Source organism: Acidimicrobiales bacterium (assembly GCA_035316325.1).
Lineage (GTDB): Bacteria > Actinomycetota > Acidimicrobiia > Acidimicrobiales > VFJN01 > DASXTK01.
The window spans coordinates 18,972-37,066 of record DATHJB010000103.1 but is presented as its reverse complement, the minus strand read 5'-3'; the positions used below and the strand labels follow the sequence as shown (position 1 = coordinate 37,066).

Sequence of the window (18,095 nt, the reverse complement as noted above, 5' to 3'; positions counted from 1 at the left end):
GTCCCGTGTCGGCGGTCGTACGGTGCGTTCTGTCGTTGTCGGGACTATCCGGCGGTATCGGGGTGTCGGTGGGTGGGTGTCGCGGCCGGCGGGACGTGGTCGTCGTGGCCGTCGTCGCCCATGTCGTCCCCGGGATCGTGGCCCGGATCGTGCGGCGCCTGCGGGTCGTTAGGGTGCTCCGGGTGCTGCGGATCGTGCGGCGCCTCGGGATCGTGCGGCGCCTCGGGATCGTGCGGGCCCTCGGGATCGTGTGGCGCCTCGGGGTCGTGTGGCGCCTCGGGCTCGTGCGGCTCCTCGGGGTCGTGTGGCTCGTGCGGGTCCTCGGGGTCCTCCGGCATGTGGCCGCCGTGGACGTCGCAGTGCAGGCCGCCGATGTCGACCCCGCCGAAGCGGTGGTCGCACTCGTTGTCCTCGATCCACACGTGCATCATCGGCGGCCGGTCGAACGGCACGCCCGAGCTGCACTGGCCGCCCGACGACAGGCCGGCGAAGCGGTGCTGCTCGTTGATGCAGATGTCGGCGTGGGTGTGCCAGCCCGGGTACCAGGCCAGGTCGGCCGGGATGTTGGTGGCGTCGAACTGGGTCGGCAGGAAGAACATCGCCGAGACCAGCGTGGTCTCCTGCTGCTGGGTCTCGTCGTTCCAGGTGCGCTGGTAGACGAGCGACTCCGGGTGCTCCGGGTCGAGGATGTGCCCGTCGTCGAGCCACTCCCAGTTGATGTAGTGGTCGTAGCCGCCCGGGGCGGTCACGCCGAAGTCGTAGAAGCCCTCGGGCAGGTCGGCCGGGTCGGCGAAGGCGGGCAGCTCCGCCTCGGTGCGGTCGATGAGGTCGAGCAGGATCTCGATCTCCTCGTGCGTCCATTCACCCGGCGGGACCAGCCCGTCGCCGTGCCCGGGTTCGTGCGGGTCCTCCTGGGCCAGCGCCGTGCCCGGCAGCCCCACAGCTGCCACCGCCACAACCGCGACCGCCAACGCCCGCGCCAACCCGCCCCCGGAAAGGAGTCGTGGTGCCATCTGATTTCCCCCCTGTATCTCGCCCGAGGTGTACCACACCCTCGACGCCGAAGTGCCTCGCCTGGTTCCGAAGACCTGCTTAGGCTGACGCCATGCGCAGCGCCGACACCTCACCGGAGATCTACGCCCGGCAGATCGAGGTGTACCGGTCGATGTCGCCCGAACGCCGTCTGGTGATCGCTCTCGAGCTCTCCGAAGACGTCTGGACGCTCGCCGAGCACGGGATCCGTACCCGCCACCCGAACTACGACGAGTCCCAGGTCCGCTGGGCGCTCCGGAAACTGCGGCTGGGCGAGGCGACCTTCCGCAAGGTCTGGCCCGACGCCCCCTTGTTGGCTCCGTGAGGGCTCCCGACCTGCTCTCCGAGGTTGGCGCGTGGAGATCTACGTCGCCACGGCGGAGGACACCGTGTTGGCCAAGTTGGAGTGGGCGGCGATGGGGGGTCCGATCGGCAGGTTGCTGACGCGGCGACCGTGCTGGCGGTGGGTGGGGAGGCACTCGACCGGGAGCACCTTGACCGGTGGGCTGACGTACTCAGGGTGGTGGAGCTGCTGGAGCGGGCGCGGCAGGGTGACCCGGAGCGTCGCGGTCGTCGGCGACGGGGTCAACCTGGCGGCGGTTCTTGGCCACCTTGAGCTCGGTCATGTAGCCCAGACCAAGAACTGTGACTCGACGATACGAGTACTGCGATGGACGAACGAGTCGCTCAAGCGAGCGACGCCAACGGCCTGAACTGCGCGTCGGAGAAGGGTTCGTAGCCAGGTGGCCAAGGAGCATCTAGACGGCAAAGGAGGCGGAGATGCGGTGCCGTTGTCTCGTCGTTGACGTGCTCGACCAGGATCTCTGGGTCGGAACCGTTTAGATCGCGAAGCTCGTGGATGTGCTCGAGGAGATAGTCGGGGACGTATCCGACGGAGCGTCCGTCGCTGACTCGCATCAGCATGGCCCGAGGGTTGAAGTCATTCATCGGGTCGAGGGTCAGCACGAGTCGATCCCCCGGTACCAGGTCAGCGACTGCTTGCTCAGCACCCTCGATGTGCCGGATACCTCGAGCGAAGAAGAGACAAGTCGTTCGGTTCTCCGCTGTCCGCACAGGTCCCGAGAAGACCTCGATCCGATCGGTGGCACGCACGCCTCCGCTACGGGCCATGACCTCGAAGGGATCCGCATCGCCATCGAGGTCGACGCGATGAGCAAGGAGGTCGAAGTCCGGTCGGCTCCGAGGCATAACACGGTTAGCGAACACAGGGAACAGCGATCGGCTCTCGTAACGCCTGTGCAGCTCTGGCAAGCCAGGTAGCGGCCTGAACTCGGGGAGTTGCTCGGCCAGCTTCAGATAGGCGAAGAGGAACCGCTCGCCTTCTGCACCTCGACGTCGAACAAGCATGCCGATCGGATGGATCGAGCCGATCGGGTCGCGCCAGGACACGTAGAGACGACGCTCGGTCGAGCCGTGTTCGCTGGTCATGTACTCAGACTACGAAAGCCCTGTGACAATTTGGCGTGATTCTCCTGGTAGAGACTCGAAGCAAAGGCTCGAGCCGTCTCGCTCATGCTGCTGGCAGGGACCCGGTGCAGGACATCATCGATGGACTCCAAGGACGTCACCCGGGTGATCCAGTGCTGTCGAGTCTCTGGATCCAGTTGGGCGAGGAGATCGAGGGCGGCATCGGCTGTGTGCGGGCGATCGTCGAACTTCGTACGGGTCCGGGAGGCAAAGGCCTGGACTGTGCGGTTGATGTCGCGGCCTTCCAGAAGCTCGGCCCGCTGGTCATCGTCGAGCAGGAATCCCAAGCTGGAGGCGTGGTCGAAACTTGGAGCGAGTCGGTCCGGATCACCCGTGCGACGGATGACTCCCCAATTCTCGATGTGACGATCGGTGTTGCCGACGAGTGCATCGAGAACCAGGTAGCCGGCGAACCAGTCGATAGCAGTTGGCAACGCATGGTGATCGTCCGGCGGCGCCACGTCCGAGAGAACCGACATCACCGTCCCAACCGTGTAGGTCGGGGCGCTACACGGATCGTTCTGCTGCGCGAGGAGCTCGTTGCCATGAACCAGTCCCTCGGAGCTGTTCACGAAACGTCGGCTGACAACGCCGAGACGTCCGTGGTGGGAGGCAAGCTCGACCTCGGCAACTGGAATGCCGAGAGCTCGCCCGACCTCGCACGCGATTCGCTCGGACCAGTCATCGCCCTTTCGGTAGGGGTCCCCGCCTTTGCCGACGTTCCAGGTCGACTCCTTCCATAGCCAGAGCCCACCATCGGAAGGGCGGGCCAGCCATTGCTTCGGCTTGGTGCCGAGTTGCTCCTCCCTGGCGGGTGGCCAGCCTGATACGTCAATGATGAGGAACGGCATCGTGGCCTCTGAACAGTTCCTGGGATGGGCCGTGAGCTGGCTCGTACCAGGTCAACTGGTCCGGACGATGCACCCTACAGGCGGGCACTGTCACGACCCGACAGGCCATCGAGGCTTAGGCCCGTTGACACCACGTGCGCTATCCGCCCCGACCCCGGCCTTCGTTGGGCATCCGGACGGGCCGAGCGGGCTACTCAGGGGGCGGCGAGGCAGAGCTCGTTGCCCTCGGGGTCCTGGAGGGTGCCCCAGTAGACGCCGAACTCCTCCTTGGGGTCGCGCAGCACGGTGGCTCCCAGGCCGACGAGGCGGTCGACCTCGCTCTGGACCCCGTCCCGGTCGTCGGCGTGGAGGTCGACGTGGCAGCGGTTCTTGGCGACCTTGGGCTCCGGGACCTTGGTGAACAGCCAGCCCTGACCGCCCGTGCCATGGGAGCCGGCGCCGATGGAGGCGAAGTCCTCGCTCGCGTCGGCGTCGAGCGGACGGTCGAGCACCGCCGACCAGAAGGTGGCGACCTTCAGCGCGTCGTCGCAGTCGAAGGACACGTTGGCGAGTTGCAGCGTCATACCGCCACCCTCCGGGCTCTCCCAGGGGGAGGGTCAAGCGGGAGAGCGAGGAATCTTGTTTCCGGCCTCGGGCCAGGGGTAGCCAACCGTCGACAGCGAGCCCGCCATGCTGTCACGCCGACGGTGGAGAAGGACCCGCCCCCTCCCTGTCGGCACACCGATGTGAAGGGCCCCCGTCCTCCGCCGGGACGGGGTCCTTCGCGTCGGACCCCCAGACGCGAGCCTCAGTCCTCCACGAGGACGCAGCGGGTGCCGCGGTAGATCGTGGCCATGCACTTGTTGCAGTGCACGCACAGCGACTCGCCGGTCGCGCCCTCCTGCCAGCGCCGCAGCAGGTCGGGCTCCCGCAACAGCGCCCGGCCCATGGCGACGAAGTCGAAGCCCTCGTCGAGCGCCAGGCGCACCGTGTCGAGCCGGTTGATGCCCCCGAGCAGCACCAGCGGCAGCCCGACGGCGGCCCTGAACTGCCGGGCGTAGGGCAGCAGGTAGGCCTCCTCGAACGGGTACGACTTCAGGAACCTCGCCCCCACCAGCCGGAACGCCGGCCGGATCAGCTTCGGCATCGTCCGGGCCATCTCGGCCATCGGCGCCTCGCCCCGGAACAGGTACATCGGGTTCTGGAGCGAGCTGCCGGCGGTCAGCTCCAGGGCGTGGGCGGCCCCGTCGGCCTCCAGCATCCGGGCCACGGCGACGCTCTCGTCGAGCCACAGCCCGCCCGGCACGCCGTCGGCCATGTTGAGCTTGACCAGCACCGCCACCCCGTCACCCACGGCCGATCGCACGGCCCGCACCACCTCGAGCGGGAACCGGGCCCGGTTCTCCAGCGACCCGCCCCACTCGTCGGTCCGCTTGTTGAGCGAAGGGCTCAGGAACTCGCTGAGCAGGTAGCCGTGGCCCATGTGGACCTCGACGGCGTCGAACCCGGCGTCGGCCACCAGGCGGGCGGACCGGGCGAAGTCGTCGACCACCCGGACGATCTGGTCGACGCCGATCTGCCGGGTCCGCCGCATGGCCAGCGGGCTGAACACCGGCGACGGCGACACGCCCCGGTGCCCGGTCGCCGCGGCCACGGCGCCGGCATGGCCCAGCTGGGCCGACACCGCCGCCCCCTCGGCGTGCACGGCCTCGGCGAGGTGGGCCAGGCCCGGCGCCATCTCCGGGATGATCACGATCTCGTTGGGGGTGGCGCAGCCGTCGGGCGACACGGCGCAGAACGCCAGCGTCGTCATCCCCACTCCCCCGGCCGCGACCACCCGGTGGAACTCCACCAGCCGGTCGTTCACCACGTGCTTCCGGGTCAGCCCCTCGAAGGTGGCGGCCTTGATCACCCGGTTGCGCAGAGTCAGCGGCCCCAGCGGTGCCGGAGCGAACGGCTCGACGGCAGTGGCAGCGGCAACGCCGCCGGTGGCGGAAGCGGTCATGTGGTCCCCCTGGTCAGAGCGAAGCGACTAGCCCCCGGTGGTGATCGGCCAGTGGATCTCGGTGCGGAAGCGCCCGGGGTCGTCGGTCTGGTCGTAGCTCACCACGTAGATCTCTCGCACGGGCAGGTCGGCCGGCGTGGCGTTCTCGGCCACCCAGCCTCCCAGCCGCCGGTACTGCTCGGAGATCGTGTCGTACGGCCCCAGGTGGGTCGCCACGGCCACCCGCGCCGCCGGCACCTCGCCCAGGAACACGTCACCGCGGTCGTCGGGCAGGCCCACGGGCGCCGGCAGCGGCAGGTACGCCTCGACGTCCTCGGCGTCGTCGTCGACGATCTCCGGCGGGTAGAGCCCACCCGGCGGCCCCGACGGCGACACCCCCAGCCGCGCCGCCATCCGCTCCAGCTCGTCGTAGGCATGGCCCAGGAACGACGCGAACGTCGCCTCGCTGACCCGCCCCCGGCGGCTGAGCGTGTGCACCGCACCCTCGTCCCGGACGTGCACCGGCGTGTGCGCCTCGGGGTGCGTGGCGGTGTCCTGCAGCTCGGTGACGATGCGGGCGACGTCGTCGAGCCGGGACTGCATCCGGGCGGTGTGCTCGGACAGCAGCCGGCGGGTCACCTCGGGGTCGCGGGCGGTCACGATCTGGCGCACCTGCTCGAGCGGCAGGTCGAGCTGCCGCAGCCGCAGCACCACGGCGGCGTCGGTGAGCTGCGACGAGTGGTACACCCGGTAGCCCGTGCGGGGGTCGACCTGGGCGGGCACGAGGATGCCGGCCTCGTGGTAGGCCCGCAGCGTCTTCACCGACAGCAGGCTCGCCCGGGAGAAGGTCCCGATGGTCATCGACCCGTCGCTCATGGCCGACAACGTAGGCGCCTCCCCCTGGGGGAGGGTCAAGGAGGCCCCAGCAGCACCGACGGGTTGAGGATGCCGTCGGGGTCGAGGGCGGCCTTGATGGCGCGCATGGCGGACAGCTCGTCGGGGCTGCGGTCGCGGGCCAGCCAGCGCTGCTTGGCGATGCCGATGCCGTGCTCGGCGCTGATCGACCCGCCCCGCGCCACCACCAGCCCCAGCACCAGGTCGTCGAGCTCCTCGCCCGAATCGGCGCCGGCGGTCTCCGGCAGCACGACGTTGACGTGGACGTTCCCGTCGCCGACGTGGCCGAACAGCAGCGTCACCGCGTCCGGCCACCGCGCTGCCACCTCGGCCCGCACGTCGACGCAGAACTCGGCGAACGCCGCGGTGGGCAGGGTGACGTCGAGCTTGTGGACCACACCGAACGTCGCCCCGACCTCGGAGTGGGCTTCGCGGAACCGCCACAGCCGGGCACGGTCGGGACCGGACGTGGCGACGGCCGCGTCGAGCACGTCGGCGTTGGCGAGCGCCCGGGCCAGGCCCTCGGTCGGGTCGTCGGCGCCCTCCACCTCGACCAGGAGGAACGCTCCGGCGTCGGGAGCGACGGGTGGGGGCACGCCGAGGTGGTCGGCGACCAGGCGGAAGTTGTCGCCGTCCATCAGCTCCAGCGCCTGCACGCCCGGCAGGTGCCGTCGCAGCCCCGCGGCCAGGGCCACCGCCGTCGCCACGGAGTCGACCGCCAGCAGGCCGACCACCTGCTCCCCGGGCGGCGGGACCAGCCGCAGCCGCACCTTCGTGACCAGCCCCAACGTGCCCTCGCTGCCGCACAGGAGCTGCGCCAGGTCGTAACCCGTGTTGTCCTTCACCAGCCCCGACAGGCGGCTCACCACGGCACCCGTCCCCAGCACCGCCTCGACGCCGACCACCTGCGACCGCATGGCCCCGAAGCGCACCACGTGCAGCCCGCCGGCGTTGGTCGCCACCATGCCGCCCACGGTCGCCGAGTCGCGGGCGCCCAGGTCGACGCCGAAGCGCAGGCCCGCCGCCCGGGCGTGGGCCTGCAACGCCGCCAGGGTGACGCCGGCCCCGACCGTCACCTGGGCGGCCAGCTCGTCCACCGGGGCCAGCACCGAGAGCCGGCGCAGGTCGACCACCACCTGGTCCGCCGCCTGCGGGATGGCGCCGCCGACCAGCCCCGTGTTGCCGCCCTGGGCCACCAGTGCGACGTGGTAGCGACGGGCGGCGGCGACGAGGCCGGCGACCTCGTCGGTGTCGGCGGGCCGCACCACCCCGCCCGTGCTGCCGGTCCAGCGCCGGGTCCAGTCGACCACGTGTCCGGCGGTGTCGGCCGGGTCGGTGAGCACGTGCCGCTCCCCCACCACCTTGCCGGCCTCCGCGAGGAAGCCGTCGAGGTCGCCGCTACCGCTCATGCCGGCACGATACGGCCCCGCACCTCGCCCAGGGTCAACGTCACGTCGGGGGCGACCGCCGCCGAGCCCCGCAGCGTCACCTCGTCGCCGTCCTCCAGGAACGACCGGGTGGCACCGCCCACCACCAGCGGCTCCGCTCCGCCCCGGGTCAGCTCCAGCAGGCTGCCCTCGCTCCCCCGGGTCGGCCCCGACACCGTGCCCGAGGCCAGCAGGTCGCCGTTGCGCAGGTGCGCCCCGTTCGACGTCAGGTGGGCGATCTGCTGCGGGAACTGCCAGTACATGTCGGCGAACGACGTGGCGGACACCGTGGCCGGGTCGCCACCGCCGTCAGCCTCGACTCCCGACGGCCGCAGGTCGACGGCGAGGTCGAGCGCCAGGCCCCACGGCTCCTCGGGCACGGGCGCCAGGTGCGGCAGCGGGGGCGGCTCCTGCCGAGGCCCCGGCACGCGGCAGGCCGACAGGGCCGCCAGCGGCGTCACCCAGGCCGACACCGACGTGGCGAACGACTTGCCCAGGAACGGCCCCAGCGGCTGGTACTCCCAGGCCTGGACGTCCCGCGCCGACCAGTCGTTCACCAGCACCACCCCGAACACGTGCGCCGGCGCGGTCGCCACCGTCACCGGCCGGGCCGGCATGCTCGGCACGCCGACGACGAACCCCACCTCCAACTCGATGTCGAGCCGGGCGCTCGGCCCGAACCCCACCGCCCCGTCGGGCCCCGGCCCGAGCTGCCCCGACGGCCGGACCACCGGCGACCCCGACACCACCACCGTCCCTGCCCGCCCGTGGTAGCCGACCGGCAGGTGCCGCCAGTTGGGCAGCAGCGGCTCGGCGTCGGGACGGAACAGCCGGCCCACGTTCGTGGCGTGGTGGATCGAGCTGTAGAAGTCGACGTAGTCGGCCACCGTGAACGGCAGCTGCAGGGCCACGGCATCGAGGGGCAGCAGCGCCGGGCCGACGGCATCCCGGAAGTCGGTGTTGCAGACGAGCTCGGTGAGCGTCTCCCGCACCAGCCGCCAGCGGGCCGGCCCCTCGGCCATGAACCCGTTGAGCGACGGCTGCGCGAACGGCCCGTCGAGCACCCGGTCCTGCGCCAACCGGGCCAGGTCGACCACGTGGTCGCCGATGCGGGCGCCCACCCGCGGCACCCCGCCGGGCTCGGCGAACACGCCGTAGGGCAGGTGCTCCGCCGGGAACCCCGACCCGTCAGCGCCCACCACCCACGACGTCAGCACGCCGGCAAGAACCTCCTCAGAACGTGCACGAGCGACCTGGCCGCGGGGCCTCTCACTGGAGGATGCCCAGGCGGCGGAGGTGTTCGGCGGGCTCGTCGATCGAGCAGGTGCCGATCGAGGCGACGAGCGAGCGGGAGGAGCGGTCGATGCGCCGGATCACCTGGTCGCCCTTCTCCTCCTCGGTGTCGAGCAGGTCGACGAGGGACTCGACGCTCTCGCCCGCCGACGCCGCCGACGCCGCGGCCAGCAGGTTCAGGAACCCGTGCTGGCCCCCCTCCTGACGAAAGGGGTGGTGGAGCCCCGCGGTGGCCTTCAGCGGCACCCGGCGCCGGGCGCAGGCCGTCAGCACCTCGGCCAGGCGGTGCGACGACGGCACCGAGTCGGGCATCAGCCCGCCGCAGCGCACCTTCACGCGGGCGTTGGCCCGGGCGATCTCCTCGACCGCCCGCTCGACGTCGCCCCGCCCCGGCAGCTCGACGTAGCGCACCAGCCGGGCGGCGTCCTCGGGCAGGGCCTGGCCCAGCGGCGCCTCGATCTGCACGACGCCCGGCCGCAGCGTCAGCCGGCGCCGCCACGGCGCCTCACCCTGGTAGGCGACCAGGCTCAGCTCCGGGGGCCGGGGCGCGCCGCCGGCGACGCAGGCCTCCAGCTCGTCGAGACGGGCGATCGGGCACAGGAACGGGCCCACCAACCGGCCGTAACGACCGGTGCGGGACTGCTCGTGCAGCACGAGGGCGTCGCCCATCGCATGGGCCGCCGGCGGGAACAACCCCGCGTCGTCGAAGAGTCGCTCGACGACCGGGACTAGTGATGCCGGCACGGATGCTGACCTCCTACGTGCCTCCGCCTCGAAACGAGGCCCGAAGGTTACCCTCGGGGAGGGAGAAGGTTTGATGACGTACTACCGACGAATTGGTGACATTCCGCCCAAACGGCACACCCAGTTCCGGACGGCCGACGGGGCGCTGTACGCCGAGGAGCTCATGGGGCAGGACGGCTTCTCCGCCGCGTCGGCGCTGCTCTACCACCGTCACGCCCCCACGGCGCTGCTCGGCGCCGACGACGTGGACGAGCCTCCGGGCGACGGCGACGGCGCTGGCCGGGACCTTGAGCCGAACCGGCCCCTCCTCCCCCGCCACCTCCGCACCGGCGACCTCGACGGCGGGGGCGATCTCGTCACCGGCCGCACCGTCCTGCTCGCCAACGACGACCTCCGCCTCGCCGTCGCCGCGCCCACCGAGCCCAGCGGCCTCTACCGCAACGCCACCGGCGACGAGCTGGTGTACCTGCGCCGGGGCGCCCTGCGATTGGAGTCGAGCTTCGGGGTGCTCGACTGCCGGGAGGGCGACTACGTGGTCGTGCCCACCGGCACCACCCACCGCTGGGTGCCGACGTCGCCGGCGGGCGATCCGATCGACGTCCTGGTGGTCGAGGCGCAGGGCCACGTCGGCCCGCCGGCCCGCTACCTGTCGGCCCGGGGCCAGTTCCTGGAGCACAGCCCCTACTGCGAGCGCGACCTGCACGCCCCCACCGAGCCCCTGCTGGCCGACGACGACCCCGCCGATGCCGGGCCGGCCGAGGTCCTCGTCCGGCACCGGGGCGGCCTCACCCGCTACCGCTACGCCCACCACCCGTTCGACGTGGTCGGCTGGGACGGCTGCCTCTACCCCTACCGGTTCTCGATCCACGACTTCGAGCCGATCACCGGCCGGGTCCACCAGCCGCCGCCGGTCCACCAGACCTTCGCCGGCCCCAACTTCGTGGTGTGCAGCTTCGTGCCCCGCAAGCTCGACTACCACCCCCTCGCCGTGCCGGTGCCCTACAACCACTCCAACACCGACAGCGACGAGGTCCTCTACTACTGCGCCGGCAACTTCACGAGCCGCCGGGGGTCGGGCATCGCCGAGGGGTCGATCAGCCTCCACCCCGCCGGCTTCACCCACGGGCCCCAGCCGGGCAGCGTCGAGGCGGGCCTGGGCGAGGAGCGCACCGAGGAGCTGGCGGTGATGGTCGACACCTTCCGCCCGCTGCAGCTGGCCGCCGGCGCCCGGGCCTGCGAGGACCCCGACTACGCCTGGTCCTGGGCGGCCGGTGCCAACTCCGGCGCCACCACGTCGCGGTAGAGGGTGAGGTCGGCGATGTCGCGCTGGGGGAGCGACTCCTCGTAGAGCACCGACCCGAGCTGCACGAACGTGTCCTGGATCCGGTCGGTCGTGCCCGAGCGCACCTCCCAGTCGAACAGCCACGGGGGCGTGGCCCGCAGCTCGTCGGCGGACAGGCCGGTGGCCTCGGCGAGGGCGGCCACCACTTCGTCGTCGGCCTGGTAGTCGTCGGCCAGGTAGGTGTTGACCGTGCGGATGATCGCCCGGACGAAGGCGAGCCCCACCGCCCGGTCGCGGTCGTGGTCGACCAGCCGGGGCGCGAGCACCACCCCGCCCAGCGACTCCGAGGCCGGCAGCGTCGCCACCAGGCGGAACCGGTGGTCACCCTGGACGGAAGGCCACGCCGTGTCGTCGAGCCAGGCGCCGGTCACCTTGCCGTCGCGGAGCAGCGCGGCGGCGTCGGCCCCGCCGGTGAGGTCGATGCGCACCTCGTTGAGCGACAGGTCGTCCTGGCGGAGGACGGCGGTCATCGACGCGGCGGCCGCGTCGTCGATGCCGTCGGGGATGGCGAAGCCCGACCCCTCGAGGTCGTGGTAGCTGTCGGAGGCGCTCATCTTGTCGCCCCGGATCCAGAGGCCCGGCTGCGGCGTCGCCACGTCGTTGGCCCGCCGCGCCAGCGCCCCGCCCAGCACCAGGCGCACGCCCGTGCCGTCGCTCACCTGGTCGAAGAAGGGGGCGTCGAGGTCGCCGACCATCACGTCGATCTCGCCGCGGCCGAGGGCCTGCCACAGCTTCGCGGGGTCCGACTCCTCGACGATCTCGACGTCCAGGTTCTCGGCCGCGAGCTCGTCGAGCCGGTCGGCGAGCAGGACCGGGGCGAGGTCCTCACCGCGGTCCTCGATGCCGACCCGCAGCGTCACCTGGCTCGGCAACGGCTGCGGCTCGGGAAAGCCGGGGGCACAGCGGGCGACGGTGCGGTCGGCGGCCAGGTCGGCCGACTCGGTGGCCGACGCCTCGCCGCAGCCGTCGCCGATGGCCTCATCGGAGGGCACCCGGACCTGCTGCTCGACGGCGACCGGTTCACCCGACGCGGCGTCGTCGTTGCCCTGCTCGTCGCCGATGCTGCACGCCGCCGTGGACGCGAGCGCGAGCGCACCCGCCACCACCAGGCCGATCCACCTGTCGCCCACACGTGCCCGCACGCCCGTCTACTCCCCCGGCTCGACTCAAGGACCTCACCAGCCTGCCCGCTGCGAGCGGGCGTGTCTCAGCCGTTGGCGGCCGGGACCGACGCCAGCGTGTTGTGGACGAAGTCTTCGACTCCGACCTGCAGTTGATCACGGCGGAACAGCTGGCGGGCGACGACGGTGGCTCCCCGCTCCTCCACCACCGCGGCGAGGCGATCGAGCGCCTTGCCGGCGTGGATGGCGTAGGTCATGAACACGGCGGCCCGCTTGCCGTCGATCACGGGCATCCGCTGCAGCTTGGCCTTCCGGCCGGGCCGGTGGCCGAACAGGACCAGCCCGTCGACCCAGGTGCCGACGAACACGACGTCGGCCTCGGCCAGCTCCTTGAGCCCGATGTCGTCGATCGGGAACACCGCCACCTCGGCCCCGGCCTCCCGGGCCGCCTGACCGATCAACTGCGCAGCCCGGGCCGTGTTGCCCGTCATGCTCTCGTAGATCACCACTGCTCGGGTCACGGCGGATCACATTAACGCCCCCGCCGGGGCGGCACGGAGGTGGTCCGGGCGTCACGTGGGGTGGGACTAGGGTCCCGGGGATGCAGATGCCGTACAGGAGGCTCGGGCGTTCAGGGCTCGAGGTGAGTGCGCTGTCGTTCGGGTCGTGGGTCTCGTTCGGCGCCCAGCTCGACAAGGGCCTGGCGCGCGACTGCATGGCCGCCGCCTACGACGGCGGGGTCAACTTCTTCGACAACGCCGAGTCGTACGCCGGCGGTGAGTCGGAGCGGCTGATGGGTCAGGCGATCGCCGAGCTGGGTTGGGCCCGCCACTCCTACGTGATCTCCACCAAGTTCTTCTGGGGCATCCACGACAGCCCCAACATGCGCAGCACCCTGAACCGCAAGTACCTGCTCCAGGCCATCGACGGCTCGCTCGAACGCCTCGGGCTCGACTTCGTCGACCTGATCTTCTGCCACCGGTCCGACCCCGACACCCCGATCGAGGAGACGGTGCGGGCCTGCTCCGACATCGTGTCGTCGGGCAAGGCGCTCTACTGGGGCACGTCCGAGTGGTCGGCCGACGACATCCGGGCCGCCTGGGAGATCGCCGAGCGCCACCACCTGCACAAGCCGGTGATGGAGCAGCCGCAGTACAACATGTTCGAGCGCCGCAAGGTCGAGCGCTCCTACCTGCGCCTCTACGACGACCTCGGCCTCGGCCTCACCACCTGGAGCCCGCTGGCATCGGGCCTGCTCACCGGCAAGTACCTCGGTGGCGACGTGCCCGCCGACAGCCGCGCCGCCCTGCCCGGCTACGAGTGGCTGCGCAACTCGCTCACCAGCGGCCGCTACAACGACCAGATCCGCGCCCTGCAGGGCATCGCCGCCGAGCTGGACGCCTCGCTGGCCCAGCTCGCCATCGCCTGGTGCGCCCACAACCCGCACGTGTCGACGGTGATCACCGGCGCCAGCCGGGTGGAGCAGGTGCGCGAGAACCTGGCCGCGCTCGACGTCCTGGACCGGCTCGACGACACCGTGATGGCCCGCATCGCCGAGGTGATCGGCTGACCCAAACCGCCGCGGCGCGTGGCCGGTATCGGTGGGGGAACCAGGCAAGTCTGTACAGGGCCATCGGGCTCCTGATCGTCGCGGGCGCGGTCACGGCCTACACGGTCGTGTCGGCCGACGCCGACGACGACGCCGGCGTGCGGGTGGGCGGCAGCATCAGCCTCGCTTCCCAGCAGGGCTCGGAGGCCGGCACCGGCGACGCCGATCCCGACGGCCGCGCCGCCGACGGCACCGACTCGGGCGACGTCGACCTGTCCGACCCCGCCGCCGACCCGAACCTGACGCTCGACCCGGCCGCTCCCGACGCAGCCGCGCCGCCCGGCGACCCCGCCGACGACACCGTGCGCCCGCCCAGCGGATCGCCGCCGCCCCCACCCGACACGCCGACCACCGTGCCGCCCACCGCGGTCGACCTGCCGATCGACGAGGTGGCCGTGCCGTCGACGGCGGAGCCCACGGCCGACGGCTGCGGCGAGCCGATCGGCTTCGCCGCCGGGAACCTGGTCGACCGGGCCGACGACACCGCCTGGCGCATGGACGGCGACGGCACCGGCTCGTCGCTCACCTTCACGCTCGAAGGCCCGCGGCGGGTGCTGTCGGTGGGCCTGGTGCCGGGCTTCGACCAGGTCGACCGCTGCGACGGCACCGACCGCTTCGCCCAGAACCGGCGCATCATCGACGTGACCTGGGAGTTCGATGACGGCCAGCGTATTTCCCAGCGGCTCGTCGACGTGGCCACCATGCAGCGGGTCGAGGTCGACGCCGCCACCCGCACGATCGTCCTGCACATCGAGGGCGTGACCGCCGACCCGGAGCGCGACTTCACGGCCGCGTCGGAAGTCGCCGTCCGCGGGGTCTGAGGGACAAGCTGGACGCCATGGCGACCCCCGGCATCTCCCCGCTGTTCGACCCGAAGGCCTGGCAGGAGGTGGACGGCTTCGACTTCACCGACATCACCTACCACCGGGCCATCGACGTGGGTGTGGTGCGCGTCGCCTTCGACCGCCCCGAGGTGCGCAACGCCTTCCGCCCCCACGGCGTCGACGAGCTGTACCGGGCGCTCGACCACGCCCGCCAGAGCCCCGACGTCGGCTGCGTACTGCTCACCGGCAACGGCCCCTCGCCCAGGGACGGCGGCTGGGCGTTCTGCTCCGGCGGCGACCAGCGCATCCGCGGCCGCGACGGCTACCGCTACGCCGAGGGCGAGACCGCCGAGACGATCGACCCGGGTCGCAGCGGCCGGCTCCACATCCTCGAGGTCCAGCGCCTGATCCGCACGATGCCGAAGGTGGTGATCTGCCTGGTGCCGGGGTGGGCGGCCGGCGGCGGCCACAGCCTCCACGTGGTGTGCGACCTGACCCTCGCCAGCCGGGAGCACGCCCGCTTCAAGCAGACCGACACCGACGTCGCCAGCTTCGACGGCGGCTTCGGCTCCGCCTACCTGGCCCGCCAGGTGGGCCAGAAGTTCGCCCGGGAGATCTTCTTCCTCGGCGACGAGTACGACGCCGAGGCCGCCCACCGGATGGGGATGGTCAACGCCGTCGTCCCCCACGACGAGCTCGAGAAGGTGGGCCTGGAGTGGGGTCGCCGGGTGATGACCAAGAGCCCCACCGCCCAGCGGATGGCCAAGTTCGCCCTCAACCTGATCGACGACGGCCTGGTCGGCCAGCAGGTGTTCGCCGGCGAGGCCACGCGGCTGGCCTACATGACCGACGAGGCCGCCGAGGGCCGCGAGGCGTTCCTGGAGAAGCGTTCGCCCGACTGGGCCCCCTTCCCCTGGCACTACTGAGCCCCTCCGCCACCGTGCTCGCCCGACCACCGATTGCCTCTAGAGTGGCGAGGGCTAGGGGGACACTGGGATGTCATCAAGTGGTCACGCGGGCGAGTTGGGACTGCCCGCCCAGGCACTGGGGGCGCGCTTCCGCGCCTGGCTGACCGCGCCCACGAGCTTCGACGGCATCTTCCCGCCCGCGGCCCGGCGCCTGGGCGCGCTCTACGTGGGGCTGACCGTGCCGGTGCTGGCGGCGCTGTCGACCTTCGCGCACGGCGCCCACGAGTACCTGGTGCTGTTCGCGGGCGTGCCGCTGCTGCTCTACGGGGTTCCCTCCATCGCCCTGTCGCTCCTGGCCATCCACAAGGCGCCCATCACCACGACCGACCGTCCGTCGTACCTGCTGTGGCTGGCCGGCACCGCCCTGTTCTGCGCGTCGGCGGTGGGCATCCTGGGAGGCGTCTTCACCGACGCCCGCTGGGCCACCGGGCTCGGCTGGCCCACCACCACCGCCATCCTCCTGCTGCTCAGCGGCGGGATCATCCGGCTCACCCGCAGCCGCTCGGGCGGGCGGGCGTTCTCGGTCGACATGGTCGAGGCCGCCATGCCGGTCGTGGTGATCGCGGCGCCGTGCATCCTGATCTGGGGCAGCCGCATCCTCGACGCCGACGACCGCTGGTTCACCGTGCCCGCCGGCGTGGCCACTATGGGCCTCATCTTCGGCAGCTACTGGGCGCTGGCCCTGGTGCTGCGGCTCGGCCCCAACGCCCGCACGCTGGAGCGCGCCGGGCTGGCGCTGTGCCTCATCGGCACGGCCAACGGCGCCCTGCAGGTGGCCCAGGGCCTGTCGGGCTTCACGCTGCCGGCACCGCCGCTGATCGCCGCGCACGGCGCCTGCCTGAGCATGTGCGTGCTGGTGCCGCTCCATCTGCCGCGCGAGCGCCGCCGCGGCGGTCTCGACCGCCTGCCCCCGCTCGCCCAGGTGCGGGCCGGCTACCTCGCCACCCTGGTGACGCTGGTGGGCCTGCCCGTGCTGGTGCTCACCACGGTCGCCGTCGACGAGCGCACCAGCTGGGCGGCGCCGTTCTCGCTCGGCGTCGCCACGCTGCTGGTGGTGCTGGCCGGCCTGCGGCACCTGGCCGGGGTTCACGAGACCCGCCAGCTGTACGCCGACGTGCGGCAGGCGTCGCACCAGCGGCACCTGCTGCTGGCCCAGCTCATGCAGCGCGCCGACGAGGACCGCCACCGGGTCGCCGCCCAGCTCCACGAGCAGGCGGTGTCCGCCTACACGTCCGTCGTGCTGCTGCAGGGGTCGTACACCACGCCCGGCGGCAGCAGCACCGCCTCGTCCGACGCCGGCAACCAGGTCCGCCACGACCTGGCCCACCACGCCGACTCGCTGCGCGACCTCATGCTGGCCATCCAGCCGTTCGAGGCCGACCGCAGCGGCACCCGCACGCTGTCGGCCCCCATCCGCGCCTACCTCGACAGCCTCTACGGCGACATGCCGGCGCCCCGGCTCACGGTCACCACCAGCGACGACATCTTCCTCGACTGGACCACCGAGACCATCCTGCTGCGAGTCGTCCAGGAGGCGCTGCGCAACGTGTGGCGGCACAGCGATGCGACCAACGTCGACGTGGCGATCGAGGCGAACGCGGGCGCCACGGCCACGACGCTGCGGGTGCGCGACGACGGCGGCGGCTACGACCCGGCCCAGGTCGAGGAGTCGGGGATCGCCACCATGCGGGCGTTCGCGGCGGTCGTCGACGGCAGCATCCACGTCGAGAGCGGACCGGGCCGCGGGACGACGGTCGTCGCCCGGCTAGGCGCTACCAGCGAGAGTCACGACGACGCGCGACTGCTCCGCCTCGTGCCGAACCGGAAGCTCCCCTGACGCATCCAGCAACCCCTCTCCGGTTCGGCTCCCACAGGCCCCAGGCCTGTGAGCTGGGGGTTCGTACTACTGACGGACCAGCTCGGCCTCGATGTCGATTCGGATCAGCTTGCCGACCAGCACGCCGCCGGTCTCGAGCGCCTGGTTCCAGGTGAGCCCGAAGGCCTCGCGGTCGATCTGGCCGCTGGCGCTGAAGCCCATGCGCTGCCCGCCGTCCGCAGCTGTCCCGACGCCGTCGAACATCACGTCGAGGGCGATCGGCCGAGTGACGCCGTGAAGCGTGAGATCGCCGTCGAGGCGAAAGCAGTCACCGTCGACACTGAGGATCCGCGTGCTCCGGAAGGCCATCGTCGGGAAGTTCTCGACGTCGAAGAAGTCCGCGGAGCGCAGGTGGGCATCGCGCTGCGGGTCCTTGGTGTCGATGCTGGCGAGGTCGACGGTGACCTCGACCTCCGAGTCGCCGGGTTCGTCGCCGACCTTCAGCGTTCCATGGAACGCCGAAAAACGGCCACGAACCTTGGCGATCATCATGTGCCGGACGCAAAATCCGACGTGGGTGTGGGCCGGATCGAGAGCGAAGAAGCCCGGCGCGGGCAATACTTCGCCATCGACCGTGCGGGTCAATGTGGCAGTTGCGTCACTCATGGTGGGGACGGTACCCAGACGCTTGTAAACACAAGTATCGCGGTCCCCTGGCCTGGC

The 18,095-nt window shown here is 71.7% G+C and carries 19 protein-coding genes; 6 read left to right on the top strand and 13 right to left on the bottom strand.

Annotation, left to right across the window (positions count from 1 at the left end; translation table 11 throughout):
- Positions 1 to 44: 44 nt before the first annotated feature.
- On the bottom strand, positions 45 to 950 hold the full coding sequence (locus VK611_13990; GenBank protein ID HMG42445.1) for a hypothetical protein: 906 nt from the start codon (positions 948 to 950) through the stop codon (positions 45 to 47).
- 155 nt (positions 951 to 1,105) lie between these two features.
- Here VK611_13990 and VK611_13985 point away from each other — a divergent pair, with 155 nt between their 5' ends.
- A complete protein-coding gene (locus VK611_13985; protein HMG42444.1) occupies positions 1,106 to 1,357 on the top strand; it encodes a hypothetical protein in 252 nt (83 codons plus the stop codon).
- A 39-nt stretch (positions 1,358 to 1,396) separates the two neighbouring features.
- On the opposite strand, the gene VK611_13980 is transcribed toward VK611_13985, so the two are convergent.
- From VK611_13980 to VK611_13940, 9 genes are all read right to left on the bottom strand, one after another.
- Positions 1,397 to 1,621: a hypothetical protein gene (locus tag VK611_13980; protein ID HMG42443.1), complete on the bottom strand. Its 225-nt coding sequence runs from the start codon at positions 1,619 to 1,621 to the stop codon at positions 1,397 to 1,399.
- A 98-nt stretch (positions 1,622 to 1,719) separates the two neighbouring features.
- Positions 1,720 to 2,481 carry an HIRAN domain-containing protein gene (locus tag VK611_13975; GenBank protein ID HMG42442.1) on the bottom strand — a complete coding sequence of 254 codons (762 nt, stop codon included), beginning with the start codon at positions 2,479 to 2,481 and terminating at the stop codon, positions 1,720 to 1,722.
- The gene (locus VK611_13970) at positions 2,478 to 3,371 is read right to left on the bottom strand and encodes a HipA domain-containing protein (protein ID HMG42441.1); all 894 of its coding nucleotides are present in this window, start codon (positions 3,369 to 3,371) and stop codon (positions 2,478 to 2,480) included. The genes VK611_13975 and VK611_13970 overlap by 4 nt, the downstream gene beginning before the upstream one ends.
- Positions 3,372 to 3,565: 194 nt before the next feature.
- A complete protein-coding gene (locus VK611_13965) occupies positions 3,566 to 3,934 on the bottom strand; it encodes a VOC family protein (GenBank protein ID HMG42440.1) in 369 nt (122 codons plus the stop codon).
- 224 nt (positions 3,935 to 4,158) lie between these two features.
- Complete coding sequence (locus tag VK611_13960; GenBank protein HMG42439.1) at positions 4,159 to 5,355, bottom strand: NADH:flavin oxidoreductase; 1,197 nt, start codon at positions 5,353 to 5,355, stop codon at positions 4,159 to 4,161.
- Between the two features lie 27 nt (positions 5,356 to 5,382).
- Entirely contained in the window at positions 5,383 to 6,210 is an 828-nt protein-coding gene (locus VK611_13955) for a MerR family transcriptional regulator (protein HMG42438.1), read from the bottom strand.
- Positions 6,211 to 6,245: 35 nt separating this feature from the next.
- Entirely contained in the window at positions 6,246 to 7,637 is a 1,392-nt protein-coding gene (locus VK611_13950; GenBank protein ID HMG42437.1) for an FAD-binding oxidoreductase, read from the bottom strand.
- Positions 7,634 to 8,872 (bottom strand): fumarylacetoacetase, encoded by a 1,239-nt coding sequence (gene fahA / locus VK611_13945; protein ID HMG42436.1) that lies wholly within the window; start codon positions 8,870 to 8,872, stop codon positions 7,634 to 7,636. Before fahA ends, VK611_13950 begins: the two co-directional genes overlap by 4 nt.
- 52 nt (positions 8,873 to 8,924) lie before the next feature.
- Positions 8,925 to 9,692, bottom strand: a complete 768-nt coding sequence (locus tag VK611_13940; protein ID HMG42435.1) for a hypothetical protein — start codon at positions 9,690 to 9,692, stop codon at positions 8,925 to 8,927.
- Positions 9,693 to 9,765: 73 nt separating this feature from the next.
- Here VK611_13940 and VK611_13935 point away from each other — a divergent pair, with 73 nt between their 5' ends.
- Positions 9,766 to 10,995, top strand: a complete 1,230-nt coding sequence (locus VK611_13935) for a homogentisate 1,2-dioxygenase (protein HMG42434.1) — start codon at positions 9,766 to 9,768, stop codon at positions 10,993 to 10,995.
- Here the strand turns inward: VK611_13935 and VK611_13930 are convergent.
- Together VK611_13930 and VK611_13925 are read right to left on the bottom strand one after the other, a co-directional pair.
- On the bottom strand, positions 10,941 to 12,176 hold the full coding sequence (locus tag VK611_13930) for an ABC transporter substrate-binding protein (protein ID HMG42433.1): 1,236 nt from the start codon (positions 12,174 to 12,176) through the stop codon (positions 10,941 to 10,943). The two genes, VK611_13935 and VK611_13930, sit on opposite strands and share 55 nt — an antisense overlap.
- Positions 12,177 to 12,241: 65 nt before the next feature.
- Positions 12,242 to 12,676, bottom strand: a complete 435-nt coding sequence (locus VK611_13925) for a flavodoxin domain-containing protein (protein ID HMG42432.1) — start codon at positions 12,674 to 12,676, stop codon at positions 12,242 to 12,244.
- A gap of 80 nt (positions 12,677 to 12,756) precedes the next feature.
- Here VK611_13925 and VK611_13920 point away from each other — a divergent pair, with 80 nt between their 5' ends.
- From VK611_13920 to VK611_13905, 4 genes are all read left to right on the top strand, one after another.
- On the top strand, positions 12,757 to 13,725 hold the full coding sequence (locus tag VK611_13920) for an aldo/keto reductase (GenBank protein ID HMG42431.1): 969 nt from the start codon (positions 12,757 to 12,759) through the stop codon (positions 13,723 to 13,725).
- Positions 13,726 to 13,832: 107 nt separating this feature from the next.
- Positions 13,833 to 14,585 carry a hypothetical protein gene (locus VK611_13915; GenBank protein ID HMG42430.1) on the top strand — a complete coding sequence of 251 codons (753 nt, stop codon included), beginning with the start codon at positions 13,833 to 13,835 and terminating at the stop codon, positions 14,583 to 14,585.
- Between the two features lie 17 nt (positions 14,586 to 14,602).
- A complete protein-coding gene (locus tag VK611_13910) occupies positions 14,603 to 15,514 on the top strand; it encodes a 1,4-dihydroxy-2-naphthoyl-CoA synthase (GenBank protein HMG42429.1) in 912 nt (303 codons plus the stop codon).
- A 97-nt stretch (positions 15,515 to 15,611) separates the two neighbouring features.
- Positions 15,612 to 17,393 carry an ATP-binding protein gene (locus VK611_13905; GenBank protein HMG42428.1) on the top strand — a complete coding sequence of 594 codons (1,782 nt, stop codon included), beginning with the start codon at positions 15,612 to 15,614 and terminating at the stop codon, positions 17,391 to 17,393.
- A 66-nt stretch (positions 17,394 to 17,459) separates the two neighbouring features.
- On the opposite strand, the gene VK611_13900 is transcribed toward VK611_13905, so the two are convergent.
- Positions 17,460 to 18,017, bottom strand: coding sequence for a YceI family protein (locus tag VK611_13900; protein ID HMG42427.1), 558 nt, complete (start codon positions 18,015 to 18,017; stop codon positions 17,460 to 17,462).
- Between the last annotated feature and the right edge of the window lie 78 nt (positions 18,018 to 18,095).

Coding starts and splice junctions, on each gene's coding strand:
- VK611_13985 (HMG42444.1), top strand. CDS start 1,106: ATGCGCAGCGCCGACACCTCACCGGAGATCTACGCCCGGCAGATCGAG.
- VK611_13975 (HMG42442.1), bottom strand. CDS start 2,481: ATGACCAGCGAACACGGCTCGACCGAGCGTCGTCTCTACGTGTCCTGG.
- VK611_13970 (HMG42441.1), bottom strand. CDS start 3,371: ATGCCGTTCCTCATCATTGACGTATCAGGCTGGCCACCCGCCAGGGAG.
- VK611_13965 (HMG42440.1), bottom strand. CDS start 3,934: ATGACGCTGCAACTCGCCAACGTGTCCTTCGACTGCGACGACGCGCTG.
- VK611_13960 (HMG42439.1), bottom strand. CDS start 5,355: ATGACCGCTTCCGCCACCGGCGGCGTTGCCGCTGCCACTGCCGTCGAG.
- VK611_13955 (HMG42438.1), bottom strand. CDS start 6,210: ATGAGCGACGGGTCGATGACCATCGGGACCTTCTCCCGGGCGAGCCTG.
- VK611_13950 (HMG42437.1), bottom strand. CDS start 7,637: ATGAGCGGTAGCGGCGACCTCGACGGCTTCCTCGCGGAGGCCGGCAAG.
- VK611_13935 (HMG42434.1), top strand. CDS start 9,766: ATGACGTACTACCGACGAATTGGTGACATTCCGCCCAAACGGCACACC.
- VK611_13920 (HMG42431.1), top strand. CDS start 12,757: ATGCAGATGCCGTACAGGAGGCTCGGGCGTTCAGGGCTCGAGGTGAGT.
- VK611_13910 (HMG42429.1), top strand. CDS start 14,603: ATGGCGACCCCCGGCATCTCCCCGCTGTTCGACCCGAAGGCCTGGCAG.